This window comes from Mycobacterium sp. NPDC006124 (assembly GCF_040614235.1).
Taxonomy (GTDB): Bacteria; Actinomycetota; Actinomycetes; order Mycobacteriales; family Mycobacteriaceae; genus Mycobacterium.
The window spans coordinates 105,897-127,076 of sequence record NZ_JBEXUA010000015.1 but is presented as its reverse complement, the minus strand read 5'-3'; the positions used below and the strand labels follow the sequence as shown (position 1 = coordinate 127,076).

The window sequence follows — 21,180 nt, the reverse complement described above, 5'->3', positions numbered from 1 at the left end:
GGCCGGTTGACCCCGATCGAATACGAAGCAATCATGACCACACCGGCCAGTCAGGCCGCGTGACCGAAACTGTCACCTAATGGTGCAGCAGACCCAACCGATCACCATCAGTTCGCGGACGCGGTGGCGGGGTCCACATGGAACAAGGCGGTCTTTGCGCTTAGGGACTTGTACGACTGGGCGGTGAGACGCAAGATTCCTATCGGGCCGAACGGTCCCTCAATCGAGTCGAATCCAGTGCCCGGTGGGCGGGGTGCGATGAGGGTGCCCGGTGGGAGGGTGAACGAGGTATTCGTGCGCCAGGAACGGGATCGCTGGATTGTCCCGGGGACGTATCGGCTGTGGCGTGACGTCGGGCTACGCGGCCGCGGGATCGAGCGTGTCGGGCCGAATCAGTGGCGCGCGGTTGGTGACGACGAATCGTGTCGTGTCCGTAATTCATTGCGCAACACTGCATTCACCGACTTTGTGTATTCAACCGGCTTACGCGTGCAAGAAGCGGGTTCGCTCTTGCTGGCTGAACTGCCAAACGAAGGCGCAATAGAGGCGAAGCTGCCTGCGGCAATCGCCAAATACAGCAAGGCGCGGATGTGGTACGCGGCTCCGACCGTGACTCGGACACTGCGAAGTTATGTGAAAGTCGGCCGGGCCGCGGCCGTTCGCCGAGCGGTCCGCGAAGGGCGCTACGACGCCATCGACGACATCATCTGGGTAACGGAGGTCCGACGCACTCGAAAGGGCACGTTCGAGGTCGTTCAAGATGACGGCGTCACTTTGTCGCTGAACACGATGAAGCCAGCTACACGGCGGCGCCTGTTCTGGCTGCGTGACGGGCGGCCGGAACCAATGGCATTGTGGCTTAACGAAGGAGGGACGCCGTATCACCACGAATCATGGATCGGAGTATTCGATGCGGCCAATGACCGGCTTTGGGCAGCTGTTGAATCGACTGGTGGTGCGGCGACTGACGAACTGACCGTGACGCCTCATTCTCTTCGGTTCAGTTTCGCATTGGCGCTAACGGTCAGATTGCACCAACGTCTTGATGCAATGCATGGTTGGAACGAGGACGTCGCATACGGGGACGGTACGAGGTACGACGAGGTATTCCGAACGGTTAAGGACGTGTTAGGGCATAAGTCCGTTGAGACGACGCGGGACACCTATTTGCCTCGCGTGCAGCGACTTCGATTTGATCGGTTGTTTGGTTCCTCGAACGCCGACACCACGATCAGCGATATGGTGTCGTCATTGGCGCAGGAGCTTTCGGAGATTCGGGATCTGACCGGGGATGGCGCATGACTGCAGGTCAGCGCCGCACCTCAGAAGACGGCATTGTCACTCGTCGCGAGGACCCCGAGGTAGTCGTCGTCTCTCTCCCCGGATCGTATACGCCTACCGTCATCGATCTTCGGATGTGGCCGTGCGAGGTGCAGCTCAGGGTGCAATTCGCCGATGCCATTGAAGCTCTCACTGGAGTGAGCGGAAGTTGGAAGACCGCGCGATCGGCAACTGGGAACTGCTACACCCTAAGGTCTTTCGCGAACTGGTGCAGTGAGCACGACGTGCGCGAACTGAGCCAGTTGACACCGGATCGATGGAACAGCTATGTGCTGTACGTGGCGGACGGCGGAGCCAAGAATAGAAGTCAGCGCGGTCTATTGGGCCGGACGAGGCAAGTTCTTCTTCGTTTCCCAGGCCGTCTACATCCAGACTTGCCGAAGCATCTCAATCGGCGGCTGCCGCCGAACGATAGCGAGGAGTGTCAACCCTTCGCCACGGAAGTGTACGACGCGATCCTCAAGGCAGCGACGGTCGCCGTCAACGCTGAATATGATCGTATTCGCCCAAACTTGGTCATCCTCAGGCGGCGCGCAAGCAGCGAGCTCGCTACGGATCAAAAGCCTTTAGCGGACGCTCTTTATGAAGTTGCCACGACCGGTGCACCGCAATCGCTCGCGACTCGCACCCTGCTCGGTGTCCCGAACGCACGCCGCCGCTCGTCCTCCGGCGTTGGTACAGCGCGACCGATGCTGTTCGTGAGCTACGAGGGTGCCGTCGCTATCGCTGTGCTTATCGCCTGCCTCGAAGGGGCTAACTTCGCACCCATCAACGAGCGAAAGGTACCCTCGGCCGCTCCTGGACTCGGTGTCAGCGAGGACATCTGGACTGTCGAAGATGAAAAGCGTCGGCGACAGAGTCACCTCTACGACGCTCACGCGATACCGAAGAAGGCGCGCCGCGCAATGGCAAAGATCATTGAGATGACACAACCAGGTCGCGACTACTTGGCGACCAACGACCTTCCCGGAGCCGACCGCCTTATCGTCTACTGGTCGGTGAAGGGGCGTTCGGCTCCGACCGTCGGCTTGTCCCCCGGCGACGTCAGCCGAAAGCGGCGGCTCAGCTGGTGGCCAGACCATGACGTCCCAATCTCGTTCAATCGTCTGCGCAAAACCGTTCGGATACTCATCGACCGCTCGCCGCAAGGGCATTCGCGTGCAACGTGGTCGACTATCTACATGGGTTCGTCGGACGACGAGCGGGAACGCCTCATGACCGAGGCGGTCGAAACGGGGCTGTGGTCGGTGATCGAAAACGCCGAGACCCATCTCAAAATGCGGTTTGAACGCGCTACGACAACTGCAGACACCGATACGCCAATCGGAGGCTGCACCGATTGGGAGCACCATCCCCTAACCGGAGCGCCCTGCGGCGACGACTTCCTGCTTTGCCTGCAGTGCACGAATGCCTTCGCCACTTCGCGCCACCTTCCGCGGCTCATCGAGCTGCGTCACCAGTTGGAGTCCATCGCGTCCACCGACGGGCCTGACTGGACCGACTTCCGCGCCATGGCCTACGGATGCTTAATCGCACTCGTCGATGACCGCACACTCATCGCCGCCGACGAGTACCTCAGTGCCGAACGTGCAATTACCGACGAGGATCGAACCGAAATCCATCTGCTCCTCAACGGGAAGTACGCGTGATCGAAAACGATGAGGTTGCGGTTGATGATCTGGGCGAACTTGTCGCTGTCGACTGGGCGGCAGTCGAATCCGGACCTACCATCGTTCATCCGCTGAGTCTGAGGCGCCTCGATCTTGCAGTAAGCATGTTCGGGGACGACATCTGGTCACTCCGTCCGATGGACACGTCGCGCGGGATCGTGCAGAACCTGCACTGGATGCCTGGCCGTGCAAAGCAGCGCTATCAGATCCCGTCACAACTGATCAAACCGATCAAGCGCATTATCTGGTTGTCGATCAATCGGCCGGCCCCGGACTCCTACCTCGCCGGAAGCAACGCGAGGACGTGGGCAGCGGCGGCGACGGTCAGAGCCCGCTTTGGAGCCCTTCGCCGATTCGCTCACTTTCTCGGTCAGCATGACATCACCGAACTCTGCGAAGTCGATAGCGACCTCCTCGATATGTACGTGACGGCGCTTCGCGCCGACGAATCCCGATGCAGCGAGGGGGTAACGGACAATTACTTACGGCCCATAGCCGCGATTGCACACCTAGCTTTTTATCTGCCAGAAGCTGATCACATGGTCGAACCGACGTGGTTTGGAAGGAGCGTTGAAGCGGGCAGTCGCGTGCGAGGCGCTGAGAACAGAAAAGAAATTATTCACCCGGATACTTTCGCCCCGCTGCTTTGGTGGTCTCAACAAATCATCCAATGCGCGCCTGACATCATCGCCGCCGTGGAGTGGCTTAACTCAACTTTGAGTCGCCCTCTGCCGCAGGAGTGTTCGCATGAAGGACTCGATGCGGTCGACCGGTTGGTGGCTTCTCGCGGAGGGGTGCTGCCCCAAGGGGAGCGCGGGCGCGTAGCCGCGCAGTACCTCGTCGCGCTCGACGGAGGAGGCATTCACCCTAAGGACTTTCGCCGTTGGCGCCTACTTCGCGGTGGTTTGTACACGATGGCCGCCCCCGAAGTACCACAGCCGATTCCGGTACCGATCACTTGCACCATAGAGGGCCGCCCTTGGCTCCCGTTGATCGACTTCAGGGACTTGCGGCAGGGCAAGCTAACGCGCGTGCTCCAAGCGGCCGCAACGATACTAATCTGCACGTGCACGGGAATGCGTGGCCAGGAATGCAGAAAGCTACGGCGCGGCGCTTTGCGAATCGTTCCACGTCCGGACGGCGCCCACTCTTATAGAATTGACGGCCTCATTTCCAAGGGCGTCCGTGACGACAATGACCAGCAACACCGCGAAGGCAAGCCTTGGGTGTGGGCAACGATAAAGCCGGGCGCTGACGCCATCATGGCGCTTGAACGCCTCGCCGAAGCCACTAGTTCCGATAGCCTGATCGACTATCCCGACATTCGTCGACCCGAAGATCGAATGGGGGATGCGGGCCACGGTGACCTGAAGCCGCCCGAACTAGCGGCTCAGGAAATGGTTCGATGGATTGCCGAATTCGTCGCATTCGCCAACGATTTGGTGGAAACGCTCGGGCTGTCGGAGGCCCATCGCATAGCAAAGGACCCAGCAGGGAATGTGACACTCGACCGTTTCCGTCGAAGTGTCGCCTGGCACATCGTGAACCAACCTCAAGGACTTGCAGCCGCTGGTGTCCAATTTGGTCACATGAGATCGACCACCACTGACGGGTACGGCTCCACGATGACTTCCGGCATCGCCGCGACCATGGACAAAGAACGAACGCACGCGCTGTACGACACGCTGCAAGATCACGCGAATGCCGCCAAGACCGGGATGAGGGTATCCGGCCCCGCGGCCAAACGACTGGGAAACGCTCTGAACAGGTTCGCCGTAAACCAGTTTCCCGGTACCTATGCAGACCTGTCGAAGAAGGAAGAGCGCCGACTGCGTAGTGACCCGGATATGGCCGTAAGGGACAACCCCGGCCACGCGTGTCTCTGCCTTGCCGACCCGATGAAGCCCGAAACGATGGCGTGCTCGCGAGACAACGACGGTGAGCCCAACCGGAATGACTGCAAGACCTATTGCGGCAGCAGGGTTTACACCGACACCACGGTTGCGCAAGACAAGAAAGAGGCTGCCCAACTCCGAGATCGGTTGCACGACGTGAACCCGATCTTGGCTGCGCGTATTGGCAACCGGATCCGGCATCTCGAAGAGCACATCGCCGAACATGAGACCACAGCCTTGCCGTTGCTGACGATCATGTCTGCGGAGGAAGCCAAAGCGGCGCGCGCTTCAGAAAAGAGCAGGCCTCAGATCTTGGGGCCGTCGGGTGCAACGAATACTCCTGAAAAGGGCGATCCAGCATGACATCCAGCACTGAGACGCCCGTGGCGCAACGTGATTGGCCTCCGACCAATGAAGAAATCAATGCGGAACGCAACCCTACGCGGAAGGCCGTCCTCGTCGCGATGCGCAGTTTGCTCGCCGGTGAACCAGCGCCCAAGCCGGTCAACCAGGGCAAGCGAAGTGTCGTGGCACTGGCCAACGAGTCGGGAGTCGGGCGCACCCGGCTTGTGCGTGGCGCGCTCAGCGATCTCGCCGACTGGATGGACAGAGCCGTCGCCAAGCAGGACGAGGTCGTCACCCCGCAGGAATATGAGTGGAACAAAAAGCTCCACGCGATGCATGAACGCGTCCTTGATGCTGAGCGCAAATACAAGGATGCACGGGACAAGCGAAGGGATCTTGAAGCCGTCGTCCAGGCTCTGGCCGAACAACTTCAAGTCAGCATTCGCGACCGGGCCAGGCTTCAGGGCAAGCTCGATCGAATGACCAAGAAGGGTGCTGGCTTGCGCTTGATGAGTGAGCCGAGCTCGCCCTGACGATGCGGCCCGTCCGGCTTCCGTTGAGGTCAGACCACCGGGAGAGCACGGTGAGCGAGACGGAAAATCGGTGTTGATCACACCGGACGCGATGGCAAGCTGCTTCAAAATCGATCCCGCGTTCTACGGCCACTTCGAGTCCGAGCCAACACACTGCTGCTGATCAAAGATGCCCGCGCCCGGCTCGACCCGGAGAGGTGACCGCCGATGCCCGACGAAGCGGATGCACCCCGCCCCGGCCAATGGCGTTCAGAAGCCACATTCCGGGAGTTTCTCGACGACATGAACGAGTTCTGGCAGACCCCCGAGGGACGGCGGCTCCAGGCTGCCCAGGAGGCCGACGAGGCCGACCTGCAGGCGTGGCTGGCCGACCAGCCCGGCGTCGTGATCCACGACCACGGCGGCTACGCACCCGAGCAGTGGAAGGGCGATGTCGACGGGCACAGCTTCTACTTCCGTGAGCGCGACACCGAGTGGGACATCGAGATCGACCTGCACCCGGGCGGACAGTTCATGCGGGTCGTGGACGGCACCCACGACGACGGCGCCACCCGCTACCGGCAGCACCAGATCATCGAGGGCGACGTCATCGCCACCGGCACGATCGCGGCCGAGGGCTACGGCACCAACCCGTGGGAGCGCGCGCAGTTCATCGCCACCACCATCCGGGAACATCTGCGGCGCAAGCGGGTCACCGAGATCGCCAGGACGGTTGCCGAGCGCTCGGCGGAACTCAATCACCGACTTTCTTAAAGGACTTAAGCATGGATTACACCTACCGGGTTGAATGGTCGACCGAGGACAACGAATTCGTCGGGGTCGTCGCTGAGTTCCCCTCGCTGTCCTGGCTGGCGCCCACCTCCGCCGAGGCAATGCAGGGCATCGTCGGCGTCGTCGAGCAGGTTGCGGCGGAGTTGGCCGATGCCCGCGACGCCGACAGTGGCGGGATCTGATGGCGGACGGCACATGGGACCCGGGGCTGGTCGGGTCGTCGGCATTTCACAAGCTCACGCATGGGTTCGCGATTCGAGACCGGCTACGCGACGTGCTCGCCGAGCAACAGGCGGTCGAGCGGCAGTACAGCAGGCGGGACAATCGCACCGATCACGCCTCGCGAACGACGTGGGCGGAGTGGGCGCTGGAGTCGGATCTCGATTACACCGAGTCGGCGCTGCTCATGGGGGACTTCGTGCACAACCTGCGAGCCGCTCTTGACCACGCCGTGTGGGCGATCACACCGCAACACATCCAACAGGAGAGACCGACCGAGGTGGCGTTCCCGCTGCGCTCGACGGAGAATAGCTACACCACGTGGGCGAAGAAGCGCCGAGATTGGTACGGGCCAACGGTTTTCGAGGTGATCAGAAGCAATCAACCGTTCAATGCCGCCGGCACCGGGAAGCTGCATCCGCTGCACATCCTGCAATTCCTGTCCAACACCGACAAGCACCAGCTGCTCAACATCGTGGCAAACAGCCAGGTCGACATGGGCGGTGTCAGCGTCGATCCCGAGCCGCCCGGTGGTGTGGTCTCCTCGGTCAACGAGGGAGTCGTCGCGAAGGGATCGGTGCTGGCCCGGGTGGAATTCTCCAGGCCGGAGAATCCGGGCACTACGACGATCACGCTCATGCCGGTGTTCGCATTCGAGCAGGTTTTCCGGTACGTCGACCTCGACGCTACGGAGAACTGGTTGGTCGTCGGTGATGCGTTGAACGAAATCGGGCCCGACGTTGTCGAGGCCGTTGGGCACGTACTGTCCGCGCACGCGCACGACACCACCAGCAGCACCTGAACTACGGAGGTACACCGAAGCGGTCTGGCGACGAGGTCTGCATCATCGCCGGATGCTAGCTCTCGATGATGCGGGTGACGTAGGGGGTCATCCCGCCGGTGCGCACGGGCGAGACCTTCACGGGTACCCCGGTTTGTTGCGCTTCGAGCATCTGGCCGCCACCCAGGTAGAGGGCTTCGTGTTGGCCTCCGGAGGGACCCCAGAACAAGAGGTCGCCGCGTTTGGCTTGCGACGGAGGGACCTTGCGGCCGGCGTCGTATTGAGCGCCGGAGTAGCGGGGAAGCAGAATACCGACGCCGGCGAAGGCGTAACGGGTTAGGCCCGAGCAGTCGAATCCGACAGTTCCTGCGCCGGAGTCGATTCCGCGGCTCGGCCCGTTGAGGCTGCCCCCGCCCCATGAATAGGGAACACCGCGCTGGGATCCGGCGCGGCGAATCACGTATTCGATGGCTTGTGCGCCGTAGACCCGGTTGCCGCTCAGACTGGAACCCGGATCGCTCGCCGGGCTGGTCAGCCCCAGGCTGCTCAGGAACTTGCGGCCCATGTCCATCGTGGTTTTCGCCGCGTTGGCGCTGGCTTGCAGGGAGGCGTTGGCTATCGCTAACGGGTCACCCGGGGCCCCCGCGCTGAGGACGCTTGGCAGCAACGGATCCCATGGGCTGACCGGTTCGGCGTGAGCGGGCGAGGCGAGCACGATCGCCGACACGGCGCATCCGATGAGGAGAAGACGCGTCAAGCCAGAGCGACGGCGGATAGCGCTGTCCGCCTTTGGCGACGCGCCGAAACGTCGACCGCGATTGTTGGTCCGAGACTCGGATGGCATCGAGTTCAGTTCTCCTTCGCAGGTGGCCATGCCCCCGGGGACATGGGCGCCGCCGACTCGTGCGCCGGGTTGCTGTTCTACGGCCCATCTCAGTACGTAGCAGAGGCGGATATCATGGAACGTACATCACATCAGCCTCTCTGTTAACACCAGTAACAGAACAACATCCATGTAATTCGTTGGGCGCGTGTCGATGTGCGGCGTTGGGCTGCGCGTTGGGTCCGTCGGGCCGCTACTCACCGTCGGGTATTTCGTCTCTCAGAGCCCACTTCATCGAGTCGTGATGACAGCTGGAATGGAGGTCGGGCTTTCCGATGTGAATGTGCAGCCGCCGGCGGTGGTGAACGGGTACGTCATCTGCTGCAGGTAGCCGGAGGGGTAGTCGGGTTTGACGGCGATGCCGAGTTGGGTGGAGTCGAAGCGGCGGGTGGGGTCGTAGGAATGGGTGTGCATCAGGTGGTCCCAGATCAGGGTGAATAGTCCGAAGTTGACGTCGCCGACGCCGGCCCATTTGAGGTGGTGGAAGCGGTGGCCTTCGTTGAGTGCGAGCAAGTGCTTGGCGGGGCCGATGCGGTAGTCGGCGTTGGAGTGCTGCAGGAGCAGCTGGATGGCGACGGCGAGGGCGAGCACCGATGCGACGTCGACGGGCAGCCCAATCAGGATCAGCGGGGCCACTCCCGCGGTCATCTCGACGGTCTGGTGCAGTGGGTGCTTCATGAGGCCGTTGAGGCCGTACAAGCGGGTGAGGCTGTGGTGCACGGCGTGCAAGCGCCACAGCATCCCGACGTGGTGGCTGGCCCGGTGGACCAGGGTGATGCCGAGGTCGGCGACGAGGATGGCGGTTAGTACCTGAGCTATGAATGGCCAACTGCTGGGCCAGATCTCGGGGGCCGGAATGATACCGGCCAGCAGCGGGATGGCGGTGACGCTGGTCAGGATGAGTGCCTCGTTGACTGCGGCGTGGATGCGGTCGCGGGCACTGTCGGCGTGGTCGTGGTTCCAGTCGCGGTCGTACGGGATGACCCTTTCGGCTAGGAATGACGTCGCGATGGCAACGGCCAGAACGGCTAGGAGACAGAACTTGGGCGAGTCGGCGACGGTGAGGGCGATGGCGGCTCCGTTGATGCCGAGCAGCATGAACGGGGCGTAGCCGTAGCGGGTGATCGCGCGCATGGTGCCGGTGAGGTGGTGCATCTTTAGATGGTCGCTGCCACTGGGGTGTTCGGGCTTGAACGTTTCGGCTAGACCCTGGTGTCGATGTCCCAACGTATGTGCCTGCTCAGCAGTGAGGGCGGTAATCCGAAGGTGTCGCGACACGTTCGACTGAGATGGGCGCTGTCGGCGAAGCCAGCGGCGTGAGCGGCGTCGGTCAGATCGTCGCCGGCCTGGACCCGGGTGATCGCGATGTGCAATCGCCGCCACAACACGTAGCGGCGCAACGGGATTCCGACCTGTTCGGTGAACAGGTGCGTCAACCGGCTGGCCGAGATGCCGACCTGAGCGGCCACCTCGGTTCCCCGCACCGCGCTCGGGCCGGTGGGATTCGCCAACAGGTCCAGCGTGGCGAGGACGGCGGGGTGTCGTTGTGGGACCGGCCCGGCGGGAACGGGTGTCAGTTGGCTGATCAGGTCGGTCACGACGGCGCCCAGAGTGCGCTCACGGGTGTGGCTGAGGACGGGCCCGCTGGTCCATCCGTGGTGGATGCTGCGGTGGTGGGCTGCGCGGCCGGCGGTGGACTCGGGATCCAGGAACACCAGGGCGCCCCGTGCCGCACCGGTGTCGATCCGGTGCGTTGCGTCGGCGGGCACGATGACCTTGGTGCCGCGGTGGTGGGCGCCGGTGCCGTCCACGATGGTCATCGCCGTGGGTGCGGTCATGATCTGGACGGCGTGATGGGCGTGGGGGTCGGTGACGCCGATGGTTCCGGTGAACGCCAGCACGCCGGGACGCAGGAGCGCCGATCCCTGCCAGGGCTGCTCGGTCATGAAAGCGTCAACGGCGAGCACCTACCGGGTGGTGGTCGCGGCAGGTGTACGCGTGGGCGTGGTGCCCGTGGCGGGTGCCGGTGTCTGGTTGTTCGCGGTGGTGGCGAAGCGGCGCAGTCGCAGGCTGTTGCTGACGACGAATACCGAGCTGAACGCCATGGCTGCGCCGGCGATCAGTGGGTTGAGCAGTCCCAGCGCCGCGAGCGGGATGGCGGCGACGTTGTAGGCGAACGCCCAGAACAGGTTGCCCTTGATGGTCTTCAACGTGGCTCGGGACAAGCGGATGGCGTCGGCGGCTGAGCGTAGATCGCCGCGCACCAACGTCAGGTCCGACGCCTCGATGGCGACGTCGGTGCCGGTGCCCATCGCCAGACCCAGATCGGCCTGAACGAGTGCGGCCGCGTCGTTGACGCCGTCGCCGACCATCGCCACGATGTGTCCCCGGGCCTGCAGGTCCTTGACGACGTTCACCTTGTCGGCTGGCAGGACTTCGGCGATGACGTCGGACGCGTCGATGCCGACCTGGGCTGCAACGGCGTGGGCGGCGCGCCGGTTGTCACCGGTCAGCAGGAAGGGGCGCAATCCGAGCTGGCGGAGCTGACCGATCGCGTCGGCGGAGGTGTCCTTGACGGTGTCCGCGACGACGATCACCGCGCGCATCGCTCCGTCCCAGGCTACCCACACCGGGGTGTGGCCACGTTCCTCGGCTTCCTCGGCGGCGTCGAGCAGGACTGTGGGGGTGGTGAGCGACCAGTCGTCGGTGAGCCAGCTGCGCCGCCCGACGAGCACGGCGTGCCCGTCGACGACACCGCTGACTCCGTGGCCGTCGTGGGTGGCGAAGCTCTCGACGGGGGGCAGCGGCGCCCCGTCGGTGGGTGCGGCGGCGGCGATGGCGTCGCCGATGGGGTGCTGGGAGGCGTCTTCGACCGCTCCGGCCAGCGTGAGGGCCTGGGCGACGGTTTCTCCGTCGGCAGGGTGCACGCCGATCAGGCTCATCCGGCCGGTGGTGACGGTGCCGGTCTTGTCGAGCACGACGGTGTCGACGCGGCGGGTGGACTCCAGGACTTGGGGTCCCTTGATGAGGATGCCGAGTTGGGCGCCGCGGCCGGTGCCGACGAGCAGGGCGGTCGGTGTCGCCAAGCCCAGGGCGCAGGGGCAGGCGATGATCAGGACCGCGACGGCGGCGGTGAATGCTGCGGTGGCTGGGTGGCCCGTGGCCAGCCACGCGGCCAGCGTCAGCACGGACAGGGTCATGACGATGGGGACGAAGATGGCCGAGACCCGGTCGGCGAGGCGTTGGACGGAGGCCTTCCCGTTCTGGGCGTCCTCGACGAGGCGCGCCATTTGGGCGAGTTGGGTGTCGGCCCCGATGCGGGTGGCCTTCACGACGATGCGACCGCCGGCGTTGACGGTGGCTCCGGTGACGGGGTCGCCGGGGCGGACTTCGACGGGCACCGGCTCGCCGGTGAGCATGGAGGCGTCGACCGCTGAGGCGCCCTCGGTGATGACCCCGTCGGTGGCGATCTTCTCGCCGGGTCGGACGATGAACGTGTCACCGACCGCGAGTTGTGCTGTGGGGATGCGGGTTTCGGTGCCGCCGCGCATCACGGCGACGTCCTTGGCGCCCATGTCGAGCAGAGCCTTCAGGGCGGCGCCGGACCGGGACTTGGCGCGTGCTTCGAAGTAGCGGCCGGCCAGGATGAAGACGGTGACGGCGGCGGCGACTTCGAGGTAGATGTGTTCGGCACCCGACGTCGCGTCGGGCAGCAGGCTGAATGACATGCGCATGCCGGGCATGCCGGCGTGTCCGAAGAACAGCGCCCACAGTGACCACAGGTAGGCGGCGCCGACGCCCAGGGATATGAGGGTGTCCATGGTGGCAGCGCCGTGGCGCGCGTTGGCCCAGGCGGCGCGGTGAAACGGCAACGCGCCCCACACCACGACGGGTGAGGCGAGCGTCAGGGCGAGCCACTGCCAGTTGGTGAACTGCAGGATCGGGATCATCGACAACGTGATGACCGGAACGGTCAGCACCAGCGAGATCAGCAGGCGGGTTCGCAACGCGGCGGTCTCGTCGGGTGGTGTCTCGTCGGCGTCGGCGTCGGCGTTGGGTTCGGGGGATGTCGTGGTGGGTGCGGTTGCCGTGTAACCGGTGGCCGCGACGGTGGCGATCAGATCGGCGGGCTCCACGGAGTCCGGGTAGCTGATCTTGGCCTTTTCGGTGGCGTAGTTCACGGTGGCGCTGACACCGTCGAGTTTGTTGAGTTTCTTCTCGATCCGGGCCGCGCACGACGCGCAGGTCATTCCTCCGATCGACAGCTCGATACTGCGCGGATGCGCCAGGCCTGCAACGTGATCGGTGGTGCTCATCTCGTGTTCCTTAATGGTGGGAACGTGCTTGGGATGACTGAGCTCTCAGTCGGTGGCGAGGTGGTAGTCGCCGGCTTCGTCGAGTGCGGCGGCGATCTGCTCTTGTGTGACGCCATGCTGGCTGGTGACGCGCAGCGTCGACGTGGCGCCTGGTTTCAGGTCGACGGTCACGTCGGTGACACCGGGGATCGCGGAGATTTCCTCTGTGACGGCGGCTACGCAGTGGCCGCAGGTCATTCCGGTAACGGGGAACGCGGCGGCGGTGCTGTCCCCGGTCTCCGTGGCCGGAGTTGTCGGACCTGACGTGGTGCTGGGCGGGCAGCATCCGCAACTGCTGTCCTCCAGTTCTAGGAGAGGTAGTGAGGTGCGGAGCTCCAGGTTGGTCATGCGACGTCCTTCTCGTGGTGAAGCGGATTGTGGGAGAACAATTTGGTCAGGAGCGGACGAGGCGGGCGATGGCCGCCGACGCCTCGCTGATCTTTTGATCAGCGATGTCACCGCCTTGTTGGACCGCGGCGCTGACGCAATGAGTGAGGTGCTCGTCGAGAAGCGCGAGCGCCACGGATTCCAGGGCCTTTGTGGCGGCTGAGATCTGGGTGAGGACGTCGATGCAGTAACTGTCGTTCTCCACCATCCGCGCCAGCCCGCGAACCTGTCCTTCGATGCGGCTGAGGCGTTTCAGGTGGGCGTCCTTGGACTGGAGATATCCAGGTGCGGCGTGTTCCATGCGATGATCCGTTCTCGTCGTGTACCCCCAGGGGGTATTGCGCCACTATACCCCCAAGGGGTATCAAGTCGTCAAGGGTGACGGCAGCCGGTGGCTGCGTGCGGCGTTCAGCGACGTGGAATTCCGGGGTGACCTGAAGAACCGCCGGCTCGATTTGCGGCGCGCTCGACTGATATGTCGGAAGTCGTGGAGACGGGTAGGTGCGATCGCGGTCTCTGGCATGGTCGGGCGATCACCTGCTAGGAGCGCCCTCATGGGTGCCGTAGTCAGGCTCAAAGACACGCGCCGCAGGATGCTCGGCGGACGGTTGTCCGCCGAGCACCCCTGCTCGGTGGCCGAGCGTTAGCTTCCGAGCATGCCCCGCATTTGGGTGATCTCCGCCTGCTGATTGGCGATGATGGCCTGGGCCAGCTTCTTGGCATCCGGGTTGGTGCCGTCCCGCAGCTCGGTGTTGGACATGTCGATGGCGCCGGTGTGATGGTCGATCATCATCTGCAGCCACACCTGGTCGAACGCCTTGCCCGACAGCCCGGTGAGGTTGTTCATCTGCTCGGCGGACATCATCCCCGGCATGCCTCCCATCCCGGGCATGTCATGTCCGGACATCTCAGCCGACGGCGCGGGCTTGCCGAAACTCGTGAGCAGACCGGTCATCTGCGTCATTTCGGGCCCTTGAGCCTTCTCGATGTTCTGAGCCAGCGTAAGGACCTGCTGGTTCTGGGATCGACTCGGCACGAGCTTGGCCATGTCGACGGCCTGCGCGTGATGCGGGTACATCATCTGCAGGAACATGACGTCGGCGTCGTTGAAGTCGGTACGGGTAGCGGTCGGCGCCGCTGCGGCCGACGAGCCACCGTGATCCATGCCGGGCATCGATCCGCTCATCCCGGTGGAACTGGAGACGGTCGGCGATGCCGCCGTGTCGGATGCGGTGTCGGTACAGCCGCTGACGGTCAGGGCTGCCGCAACGGCGGCGGCGAGCACGGTGGACTTCACGGCAATGGTGGAACTGAACATGACTGGTTTCCTTCATGCGAAGTGTCGATGACTGGGGTGAATCAGGAAAGGGGTCGATGCGTGCGCTGCTCGTCGTGAGCGGCCACGCGTGACGACCTGTCAGACCCGCAGAATCGACAGTTGGTGAAGGGTGAGCACGGTCCAGGGCGGTGCACGCTGACGGCGGCGGGGGCCGCGCCAGATCTTCGGCCCGACGAGCACTGCGTTGCGGGTGCCGATCCAGCACAGCATGGCTAGACCGGCGATAATCGCGATGGCAGTCATGATGAACACGCAGCCGTGCAGCCCTGTGTGTTGCTGGCCGCAGTCGTCGCCGTCGCAGGGCGCGGACGCCGGGGCGGCGTGCCCACCGGTGGTGTGATGCTGGCTCGTCGCTGTCATCGCGGGCTGCGCGTCGTGGTCGTGGCCGAGAGTGAACGTCACCGCGTGCATGGTGACGATTCCACCCAGCAGCACCACCAAGAGGAGAAGTCGCGCAAGGGCGGGCAACGGTGCCACACCACGCGCGTTCATCACGGCAGCCATCATAGTCGGCTTCGGAGCTAATACCCCGCAGGGGTATAGAGTCATGGTTGTGAATCGCCGATTGCAGGCCCGATCAGACGTGCTGAACTCCTCCGCCCCGCGGACGGCCGGCGATGGGCGAGGTGTCAAGCCGAAGGTGCCTGTACGGATCGCCGCGACGCTCGCGGCGTGCGCATTGAGTGCGGTCGTCGCGGCCTGCTCGAATCCGCAATCCCCTTCTGCCGAAACGGGTTTCACCACCTTGGTGTCGGTGCCTCTGGATGGTCCGCTCAGCCATCTCCACGGCTTGCACGTCAACAGGAGTGGAACGTTGCTGGCCGGAACGCACAGCGGATTGTTCTCGATCGACGTTGCGACGGGCGCGACCGTGCGGGTCGGTGATTCCGACGACGACTTCATGGGATTGGGCGGCGCCTCGGGCACTGACGACCTGGTGTCGTCCGGGCACCCCGGTCCGTCCAGTGATGGGCCGAATCCGCTGGGGCTGCGAGCCAGTATGGATGGTGGCCAGACGTGGACGACCCGGTCTCGGTCCGGGTCGACTGACTTCCACGTCCTGGCCACCGACGGCACGTCGTTGGTGGGCTCCGATGGTCGTGGGCTGCAGACGTCGAACGATGGTGGGGTCACGTGGACCCCAGGCGCCGAGGTCGCGGTGGGCGCGCTGACCATTACGCCGTCGGGGGTGTGGGCGGTGACCCCCAATGGTGTGGCACGAAGCACCGATGGCGGGCGGTCGTTCACCGCGGTGCCCGCTGCGCCGCCGCTGGCTCTGATCAGCGGCACTAGTCGTGGGCTGTGGGGCGTCGATGGCGCTGGGTATGTCTGGTCGAGTGCGGACGGCGCCGAGTGGGACAGGGGTGGCCGTGTCGGCGCGGTGCAGGCATTGACCTCGGGGCCGGACGGCACGGGGTACGCCGCGTCGAGTGATGCGGTGTACGTACTGGACCGCTCCGCCTCCTCAGGTGGCTGACGGTTGGCCGGCTTCGCTATGTGTAGTGATCGGTTGTCTGCGTTTTTCGTCGAACGCAGCAGCACTCATGTGAGCCGAAGCAAACCGCTGCATGCTTGCCGCCGGGTCCGTCATTTCTGAAGCGCCGTATCGAGTGCCGTGGCCAAGTCTTCGTAACTGCGCGGCTGAATCCGTTCGCCGTTGAGGAAGAAGGTCGGGGTTCCTTGCACCCCTAGAGCGGTGCCGTCGGCTATGTCGAGTCGGACGCGTTCCAACGTCGCTGGATCCTCGTAGGTGGCATCGAAGGCTTTCATGTCCAGCCCGAGTTGTTGAGCGAACCCGCGGAATACCTGGTCGGCGGGAACCCGTTGCTCCCCCCACTCCGCTTGTGTCTCATACATTTTCCGGTACATGGCTTCGAGCTGGCCTTGCTGCGCTGCGGCCTCTACCGCGCGGGCGGCGCGTTCGGCGTTGAAGTGGGAGCGCAGCGGGAAGTAGCGCAGCACGAAGTTCACCCGGTCGCCGTACTCGACGCGGAGCTGCTCGACGGCCGGATAGACCGCTCGGCAGCCCTCGCATTCGAAGTCGAGGAACTCGACGAAGTAGACGCTGCTGTCGGGTACTGAGTTGAGTCGATGACTGTTCTCTCGCACCGCCTGACCAGCTGGCATCCCGTCGAGTTCGATGTCGGGCGCGGAGCCGGTGTCTCGAACGGAGAGGAACACCGCGGTCGCCACGGTCGCTACTGCGATGACGAAGATCGTGAGAAGCGCGCGAGCGTTGCCCAGGATCGCGCCGATCTCTTTCATGTTCATATCAACGTACATTAGTATATCGATATGACTGAGCCGGTGGATACCTGCGATCTTCTCTGCTTGGACCTGCCCCACGCCGAGTCGATCCGCGCCACGGTGCCCGACAGTGCCACCGTGCAGGCCGCCGCTACCGCGGCGCGCGGCTTGGGGGATGCCACTCGGTTGTCCATTGCTGCTGCGCTGGCCGCTGGTGGGGAGCTGTGTGTGTGCGACATGGCCTGGGTGGTCGGGTTGTCTCAGGGTTTGGTGTCGCACCATTTGCGCCAGCTCAAGAATGCAGCGCTGGTGTCTTCCCGTCGCCAGGGCAAGTTGGTGATGTACCGGCTGACCGAACGCGGGCACCAGTTGACGGCCGCGGTACTGACGGGCGTGAGCGCAGCTGCTGAAAAGGAGACCGACCGTGTCTGATGCATGCTGCGGGTCCCAGGACGTCGAAGAACCCCAAGCGGGGCCCGAGAGGCTGTGGCAGGTCAGGGAATTGCAGCTGGCTCTGCTGGCTGCTGCCCTTTTGGCGGTGGGGTGGATTGTCGGACGACTCGGCCACGAGGGAATCGCGGTCGCCGTCGAGTTGGCTGCCGTGGTTGCGGCGGGGATTACGTTCGCGCCGGATGCGGCGCGTAATCTGCGCCATGGTCGTATCGGTGTGGGCACGTTGATGATGATCGCCGCGATCGGCGCGGTAGCACTGGGTCAGTTCGCCGAGGCGGCCCTGCTGGGCGTCTTGTTCTCGATCGCCGAGGGCTTGGAACACTACGCCGTGAGCCGGACCCGCCGCGGCCTTCGCTCCCTGCTGTCACTGGTGCCGCCGAAGTCCTCGGTGCTACGCGACGGCGCCGAAATCAGCGTTCCGCCAGACGATCTCGTAGTGGGTGACGTCATGGTGATCCGCCCCGGTGAGCGGGCCGCCACCGATGGAACGATCCGGTCCGGTCAGACGAGCCTGGATCTGTCGGCGATCACGGGCGAATCAATGCCGGTTGAAGCCGGCCCGGGCAGCGAGGTGTATGCCGGGGCGATCAACGGTGGCGGGGCCATCGAAGTCGAGGTCACCGCCGTAGCCGCAGATAGCTCGCTGGCGCGGATCGTCCACATCGTCGCGGAAGCCCAGGAACGCAAAGGCGCCGGCCAACGACTGGCCGATCGGATCGCCCGCCCACTGGTGCCGGCGATCATGGCTCTGTCCGCGCTCATCGCTGCGGTGGGCGTGGTGCTCGGCGACCCAATGCTGTGGCTGGAGCGGGCACTAGTGGTGCTCGTGGCCGCCTCGCCGTGCGCGCTCGCGATCGCGGTCCCGCTGACGGTGGTGGCGGCCATCGGCGCCGCCAGCCGCCAAGGCGCCCTCATCAAAGGCGGCGCAGCGGTCGAAGAACTGGGTCGCATCAAGGTCATCGCGCTGGACAAGACCGGCACGCTCACCCGCAATCAACCGCAAGTCGTCGAGGTCGTCACCATCGACGACGTAAGCCAGGCCGACGCCTTGGCACTGGCCGGGGCACTCGAAGCCCGCAGCGAACACCCACTGGCACAAGCGATTCTGGCTGCCGCCGGTGATGCACCGACAGCCACCGACGTGACCGCGGTGCCCGGCCACGGCCTGCACGGCCACCTCGACGGACGCCAGCTGCGCCTCGGTAAACCCTCCTGGGTGGCGCCCGGCGTTCTCGCCCACGACGTGGAGCGGTTGCAAGCTGCAGGTTCAACTGTGGTGGTCCTCGCCCGCGATGACGTGCCGCTCGCCGCCATCGCGGTGCGCGATGAACTTCGGCCCGAGGCCGCCGAGGCAGTCGGCATGCTGAACCGCCTAGGCATCACCGTGGCGATGCTGACCGGCGACAACGCCCGCGCCGCTGACGCGGTGGCCGCCGAAGCCGGCATCAGCGCGGTGCATTCAGAACTGCTGCCCGAGGACAAGGCCGCCCTGCTGCCGACCATCGCGAAGGGCCGCCCCATCGCCATGGTGGGCGACGGCGTCAACGACGCTCCCGCACTGGCCACCGCCGACATTGGCATCGCCATGGGCGCCATGGGCACCGACGTCGCCATCGAAACCGCCGACGTGGCCCTCATGGGAGAAGACCTTCGGCACCTCCCTCAGGTGCTGGCGCACACCCGGCGCGCCCGACGAATAATGGTGCAGAACATCGCATTCTCGCTAGCGATCATCGCCATCCTGATACCGCTGGCCGCGTTCGGCCTACTGGGTCTGGCGACCGTAGTCCTCATTCACGAATCTGCTGAGGTCCTGGTCATCCTCAACGCCATCCGCGCGGCACGCCTACGCAGCCTGGACAGCGAGGCACCTGCATCACTGCGCCCGACGGCGCACTTCGTTGACATCGGCCCGGCCCCCGCCCATCTCGACGACCCATGCTGCGGGCCTATCAGTTCCGCGCCGAGGCCGGCGACCGGGACCGACCTGGCCCTCACCGCGCCCACCGCATCGCCGGGACACCACGGATGTGACTGCTGCGCCCCCACAGAGTCGAACCACACGTCAACGACGTGACCGCTTCCGCGACTCAGCAGACCAACCTTCTCTGACCCGAGTGCCCGGCCAGGACAGGAGTGAATGCGATGACCTCGATCAGTGCGCACGACCGAGGGGTGTATCGAGCCGAGATGGACGCCGCAAGGGAAGCCGAGAATCTGCAGATACGGTGGCGACACCTGGAGCGGGCTCATATCGTGTCGCAGCCGGATCCGTGGCTGCATACGTGTAATCACGCCGCGATGCTGGTGTTGGCGTTGCGCCAGCACGACCGCCGGGAAGCGCTCGGGCAGGTATTGCGCCTGGTCGTTGCCGCTCCCGGCTCGATGACCGGGCGTTATCCCGTCGGCAACACCGGCCGCGTCGCGGCGGGGCTAACGACGCCGATGCCCATCCCCGACGACCTTGCCGCAGCCCTCACCGGCTGACGGGCACCTGCCGACCGCGCCTAAGCGAATGCCTGCGGGGCTTCGGTCAGTGGTGGCAGAGCGCGCCGGTGAAGAGCGGGACCGCGATCGTCAAACTGATGGCCGTCCATAGCGTGACCCGATCGCGCCACCGCACACCGGCAGGCGCGGGCGCAGCCAGGCGGGTCGCGCGGTCGAGCACGGCGGTGTGGGCTGCGCCGAGGGCCGCCGCCGGAACCGTGGGCCGGCCGACGAGCGCTGCCATGCCGCACAGCAGGGGATGTCGGCCATGGCGGCGGGCCGCGTTGTCGTCGGCGTTCATCTCCAGAAGCCGAGAGACCGCGTCGGGCCCGGCGGCCAGCAGCGGCAGCGAGGGTAATCCGGCGGCGGCGGCACGCAACACCATCAACAGTTGGTGGTGGCGACCGGTCAGGTGCGCGTATTCGTGGGCCAGCACTGCGGCCAGTTGGTCGTCTTCGAGGCTTGCCAGCGCCGCGCTGGTGACGACGATGGCGCGCGGACGCCCGGATACGCAGTAGGCGGCGGCCTGATCGGCGGTCACGACGAACACGTCGGGCCATGGGGTGGGTCGACCGACGACGCGGGCTGCCATGGCGTGCTCGTGGCTGGCCGTTCGGAGCGCGCGGAGTGTCCTGACGATGCGCAGGCCGAACAGGATCGACAGCGCCAGGGACGTTGCGATGAGGGTGACGGCGATGGACACGGCGACGGGGCGGGCCATGTCGATCTGGCCGAGGTGGCCGAGGATCTCCAGACACATCGTCCCAACGACGCTGTTGGTGAGGGCGTCCACGGCGTCGAGTGCCAACACGATCATCGCTGCCGCCCAGGCGCCCAGGACGCCGATGATCGCGGTGAGCCAGGCGGTCACGCCGAGAAGCGGGTTGATACCGCTGGTGGTGATCTTGGCCAGCACGCGGGGCCCCCACCAACTCATGACCGCCGCGTACAGCAGGAGGCCCGCCGCGACGCTCACGATCCGGCCCGACGGTTGATGAAGCGGCGAAGCGTCGACTTCACTTGCGCCGATTCGGCGTCGTTCATCTGGTCGAGGAAGTGCGACAGCACCAGGTTGGTGTCCCCGCCGGATTCGAAGGCATTGCGCATCAACTTGGCGGAATGCTCTTCGCGGGTCATCGCGGGACGGTAGTGGTATGCCTTGCCGACCCGCTCGCGTTCCAGCCAACCCTTGCGGTGAAGGTTGTCCATCGTCGAGAGCACGGTGGTGTAGGCGATCACCCGGTCCGTGGCGAGTTCGTCGAAGATGTCGCGGACCGTGCACACGTCGTCGCGGTCCCACACCCGGTCCATCACCACGGCCTCGAGTTCTCCGAAACCCCGAACTCGCACGGCACGCTCCTGCGGTTTGACTGCGACGTCTCGCACTGGCTGCGAGGTCGGACAGATGCAGCTCAACTTAGGCCGCCAACGGCGTCGCGCCAATTCGCGGCGCGCCAATGTCTCGAAACCGTTA

The 21,180-nt window shown here is 64.8% G+C and carries 22 protein-coding genes; 11 read left to right on the top strand and 11 right to left on the bottom strand.

Annotated features, from left to right (window positions below):
- The first annotated feature begins 279 nt into the window (after positions 1 to 279).
- From ABZ195_RS24425 to ABZ195_RS24395, 7 genes are all read left to right on the top strand, one after another.
- Positions 280 to 1,302: a hypothetical protein gene (locus ABZ195_RS24425; protein ID WP_355222323.1), complete on the top strand. Its 1,023-nt coding sequence runs from the start codon at positions 280 to 282 to the stop codon at positions 1,300 to 1,302.
- A complete protein-coding gene (locus ABZ195_RS24420) occupies positions 1,299 to 2,990 on the top strand; it encodes a hypothetical protein (protein WP_355222321.1) in 1,692 nt (563 codons plus the stop codon). The genes ABZ195_RS24425 and ABZ195_RS24420 overlap by 4 nt, the downstream gene beginning before the upstream one ends.
- A complete protein-coding gene (locus ABZ195_RS24415; RefSeq protein ID WP_355222319.1) occupies positions 2,987 to 5,269 on the top strand; it encodes a hypothetical protein in 2,283 nt (760 codons plus the stop codon). The genes ABZ195_RS24420 and ABZ195_RS24415 overlap by 4 nt, the downstream gene beginning before the upstream one ends.
- Entirely contained in the window at positions 5,266 to 5,784 is a 519-nt protein-coding gene (locus ABZ195_RS24410; RefSeq protein WP_355222317.1) for a hypothetical protein, read from the top strand. The genes ABZ195_RS24415 and ABZ195_RS24410 overlap by 4 nt, the downstream gene beginning before the upstream one ends.
- Positions 5,785 to 5,991: 207 nt before the next feature.
- Positions 5,992 to 6,537 (top strand): hypothetical protein, encoded by a 546-nt coding sequence (locus tag ABZ195_RS24405; protein ID WP_355222316.1) that lies wholly within the window; start codon positions 5,992 to 5,994, stop codon positions 6,535 to 6,537.
- Positions 6,538 to 6,548: 11 nt separating this feature from the next.
- Positions 6,549 to 6,737, top strand: a complete 189-nt coding sequence (locus ABZ195_RS24400) for a hypothetical protein (RefSeq protein ID WP_355222314.1) — start codon at positions 6,549 to 6,551, stop codon at positions 6,735 to 6,737.
- Positions 6,737 to 7,576: a hypothetical protein gene (locus tag ABZ195_RS24395; RefSeq protein ID WP_355222312.1), complete on the top strand. Its 840-nt coding sequence runs from the start codon at positions 6,737 to 6,739 to the stop codon at positions 7,574 to 7,576. Before ABZ195_RS24400 ends, ABZ195_RS24395 begins: the two co-directional genes overlap by 1 nt.
- Before the next feature lie 55 nt (positions 7,577 to 7,631).
- On the opposite strand, the gene ripB is transcribed toward ABZ195_RS24395, so the two are convergent.
- The 8 genes from ripB to ABZ195_RS24355 all read right to left on the bottom strand — a co-directional run bounded on the left by ripB (position 7,632) and on the right by ABZ195_RS24355 (position 14,930).
- Entirely contained in the window at positions 7,632 to 8,294 is a 663-nt protein-coding gene (gene ripB, locus ABZ195_RS24390) for an NlpC/P60 family peptidoglycan endopeptidase RipB (protein ID WP_355222348.1), read from the bottom strand.
- 375 nt (positions 8,295 to 8,669) lie between these two features.
- On the bottom strand, positions 8,670 to 9,593 hold the full coding sequence (locus ABZ195_RS24385; protein WP_355222310.1) for a sterol desaturase family protein: 924 nt from the start codon (positions 9,591 to 9,593) through the stop codon (positions 8,670 to 8,672).
- A gap of 47 nt (positions 9,594 to 9,640) precedes the next feature.
- The gene (locus tag ABZ195_RS24380; protein ID WP_355222308.1) at positions 9,641 to 10,384 is read right to left on the bottom strand and encodes a helix-turn-helix transcriptional regulator; all 744 of its coding nucleotides are present in this window, start codon (positions 10,382 to 10,384) and stop codon (positions 9,641 to 9,643) included.
- Between the two features lie 21 nt (positions 10,385 to 10,405).
- The gene (locus tag ABZ195_RS24375) at positions 10,406 to 12,754 is read right to left on the bottom strand and encodes a heavy metal translocating P-type ATPase (RefSeq protein ID WP_355222306.1); all 2,349 of its coding nucleotides are present in this window, start codon (positions 12,752 to 12,754) and stop codon (positions 10,406 to 10,408) included.
- 45 nt (positions 12,755 to 12,799) lie between these two features.
- Entirely contained in the window at positions 12,800 to 13,141 is a 342-nt protein-coding gene (locus ABZ195_RS24370; RefSeq protein ID WP_355222304.1) for a heavy metal-associated domain-containing protein, read from the bottom strand.
- A 46-nt stretch (positions 13,142 to 13,187) separates the two neighbouring features.
- The gene (locus ABZ195_RS24365; RefSeq protein WP_056547365.1) at positions 13,188 to 13,481 is read right to left on the bottom strand and encodes a metal-sensitive transcriptional regulator; all 294 of its coding nucleotides are present in this window, start codon (positions 13,479 to 13,481) and stop codon (positions 13,188 to 13,190) included.
- 342 nt (positions 13,482 to 13,823) lie between these two features.
- Positions 13,824 to 14,498 carry a DUF305 domain-containing protein gene (locus ABZ195_RS24360; protein ID WP_355222302.1) on the bottom strand — a complete coding sequence of 225 codons (675 nt, stop codon included), beginning with the start codon at positions 14,496 to 14,498 and terminating at the stop codon, positions 13,824 to 13,826.
- A 99-nt stretch (positions 14,499 to 14,597) separates the two neighbouring features.
- Positions 14,598 to 14,930 carry a DUF6153 family protein gene (locus tag ABZ195_RS24355; RefSeq protein WP_355222300.1) on the bottom strand — a complete coding sequence of 111 codons (333 nt, stop codon included), beginning with the start codon at positions 14,928 to 14,930 and terminating at the stop codon, positions 14,598 to 14,600.
- Here ABZ195_RS24355 and ABZ195_RS24350 point away from each other — a divergent pair.
- Positions 14,911 to 15,996, top strand: a complete 1,086-nt coding sequence (locus ABZ195_RS24350) for a F510_1955 family glycosylhydrolase (RefSeq protein WP_355222298.1) — start codon at positions 14,911 to 14,913, stop codon at positions 15,994 to 15,996. The two genes, ABZ195_RS24355 and ABZ195_RS24350, sit on opposite strands and share 20 nt — an antisense overlap.
- 110 nt (positions 15,997 to 16,106) lie before the next feature.
- Here the strand turns inward: ABZ195_RS24350 and ABZ195_RS24345 are convergent, their stop codons facing one another.
- A complete protein-coding gene (locus ABZ195_RS24345; RefSeq protein ID WP_355222296.1) occupies positions 16,107 to 16,790 on the bottom strand; it encodes a thioredoxin domain-containing protein in 684 nt (227 codons plus the stop codon).
- A gap of 24 nt (positions 16,791 to 16,814) precedes the next feature.
- Between ABZ195_RS24345 and ABZ195_RS24340 the strand changes: the two genes are divergently transcribed.
- The 3 genes from ABZ195_RS24340 to ABZ195_RS24330 all read left to right on the top strand — a co-directional run bounded on the left by ABZ195_RS24340 (position 16,815) and on the right by ABZ195_RS24330 (position 19,706).
- The gene (locus ABZ195_RS24340) at positions 16,815 to 17,198 is read left to right on the top strand and encodes a metalloregulator ArsR/SmtB family transcription factor (protein WP_355222294.1); all 384 of its coding nucleotides are present in this window, start codon (positions 16,815 to 16,817) and stop codon (positions 17,196 to 17,198) included.
- A complete protein-coding gene (locus ABZ195_RS24335) occupies positions 17,191 to 19,296 on the top strand; it encodes a cation-translocating P-type ATPase (protein ID WP_355222292.1) in 2,106 nt (701 codons plus the stop codon). The genes ABZ195_RS24340 and ABZ195_RS24335 overlap by 8 nt, the downstream gene beginning before the upstream one ends.
- A gap of 68 nt (positions 19,297 to 19,364) precedes the next feature.
- Positions 19,365 to 19,706 carry a DUF3703 domain-containing protein gene (locus ABZ195_RS24330; protein ID WP_355222291.1) on the top strand — a complete coding sequence of 114 codons (342 nt, stop codon included), beginning with the start codon at positions 19,365 to 19,367 and terminating at the stop codon, positions 19,704 to 19,706.
- A 46-nt stretch (positions 19,707 to 19,752) separates the two neighbouring features.
- Here ABZ195_RS24330 and ABZ195_RS24325 read toward each other — a convergent pair whose 3' ends face one another.
- A complete protein-coding gene (locus ABZ195_RS24325; RefSeq protein ID WP_355222289.1) occupies positions 19,753 to 20,682 on the bottom strand; it encodes a M56 family metallopeptidase in 930 nt (309 codons plus the stop codon).
- A complete protein-coding gene (locus ABZ195_RS24320; RefSeq protein ID WP_355222287.1) occupies positions 20,679 to 21,056 on the bottom strand; it encodes a BlaI/MecI/CopY family transcriptional regulator in 378 nt (125 codons plus the stop codon). The genes ABZ195_RS24325 and ABZ195_RS24320 overlap by 4 nt, the downstream gene beginning before the upstream one ends.
- Between the last annotated feature and the right edge of the window lie 124 nt (positions 21,057 to 21,180).

What these genes read in the sequence shown, in the direction of transcription:
- ABZ195_RS24420 (WP_355222321.1), top strand. Translation starts at nt 1,299, where the DNA reads ATGACTGCAGGTCAGCGCCGCACCTCAGAAGACGGCATTGTCACTCGT.
- ABZ195_RS24410 (WP_355222317.1), top strand. Translation starts at nt 5,266, where the DNA reads ATGACATCCAGCACTGAGACGCCCGTGGCGCAACGTGATTGGCCTCCG.
- ABZ195_RS24405 (WP_355222316.1), top strand. Translation starts at nt 5,992, where the DNA reads ATGCCCGACGAAGCGGATGCACCCCGCCCCGGCCAATGGCGTTCAGAA.
- ABZ195_RS24400 (WP_355222314.1), top strand. Translation starts at nt 6,549, where the DNA reads ATGGATTACACCTACCGGGTTGAATGGTCGACCGAGGACAACGAATTC.
- ABZ195_RS24395 (WP_355222312.1), top strand. Translation starts at nt 6,737, where the DNA reads ATGGCGGACGGCACATGGGACCCGGGGCTGGTCGGGTCGTCGGCATTT.
- ABZ195_RS24385 (WP_355222310.1), bottom strand. Translation starts at nt 9,593, where the DNA reads ATGCACCACCTCACCGGCACCATGCGCGCGATCACCCGCTACGGCTAC.
- ABZ195_RS24380 (WP_355222308.1), bottom strand. Translation starts at nt 10,384, where the DNA reads ATGACCGAGCAGCCCTGGCAGGGATCGGCGCTCCTGCGTCCCGGCGTG.
- ABZ195_RS24375 (WP_355222306.1), bottom strand. Translation starts at nt 12,754, where the DNA reads ATGAGCACCACCGATCACGTTGCAGGCCTGGCGCATCCGCGCAGTATC.
- ABZ195_RS24370 (WP_355222304.1), bottom strand. Translation starts at nt 13,141, where the DNA reads ATGACCAACCTGGAGCTCCGCACCTCACTACCTCTCCTAGAACTGGAG.
- ABZ195_RS24365 (WP_056547365.1), bottom strand. Translation starts at nt 13,481, where the DNA reads ATGGAACACGCCGCACCTGGATATCTCCAGTCCAAGGACGCCCACCTG.
- ABZ195_RS24360 (WP_355222302.1), bottom strand. Translation starts at nt 14,498, where the DNA reads ATGTTCAGTTCCACCATTGCCGTGAAGTCCACCGTGCTCGCCGCCGCC.
- ABZ195_RS24355 (WP_355222300.1), bottom strand. Translation starts at nt 14,930, where the DNA reads ATGCACGCGGTGACGTTCACTCTCGGCCACGACCACGACGCGCAGCCC.
- ABZ195_RS24345 (WP_355222296.1), bottom strand. Translation starts at nt 16,790, where the DNA reads ATGAACATGAAAGAGATCGGCGCGATCCTGGGCAACGCTCGCGCGCTT.
- ABZ195_RS24340 (WP_355222294.1), top strand. Translation starts at nt 16,815, where the DNA reads ATGACTGAGCCGGTGGATACCTGCGATCTTCTCTGCTTGGACCTGCCC.
- ABZ195_RS24330 (WP_355222291.1), top strand. Translation starts at nt 19,365, where the DNA reads ATGACCTCGATCAGTGCGCACGACCGAGGGGTGTATCGAGCCGAGATG.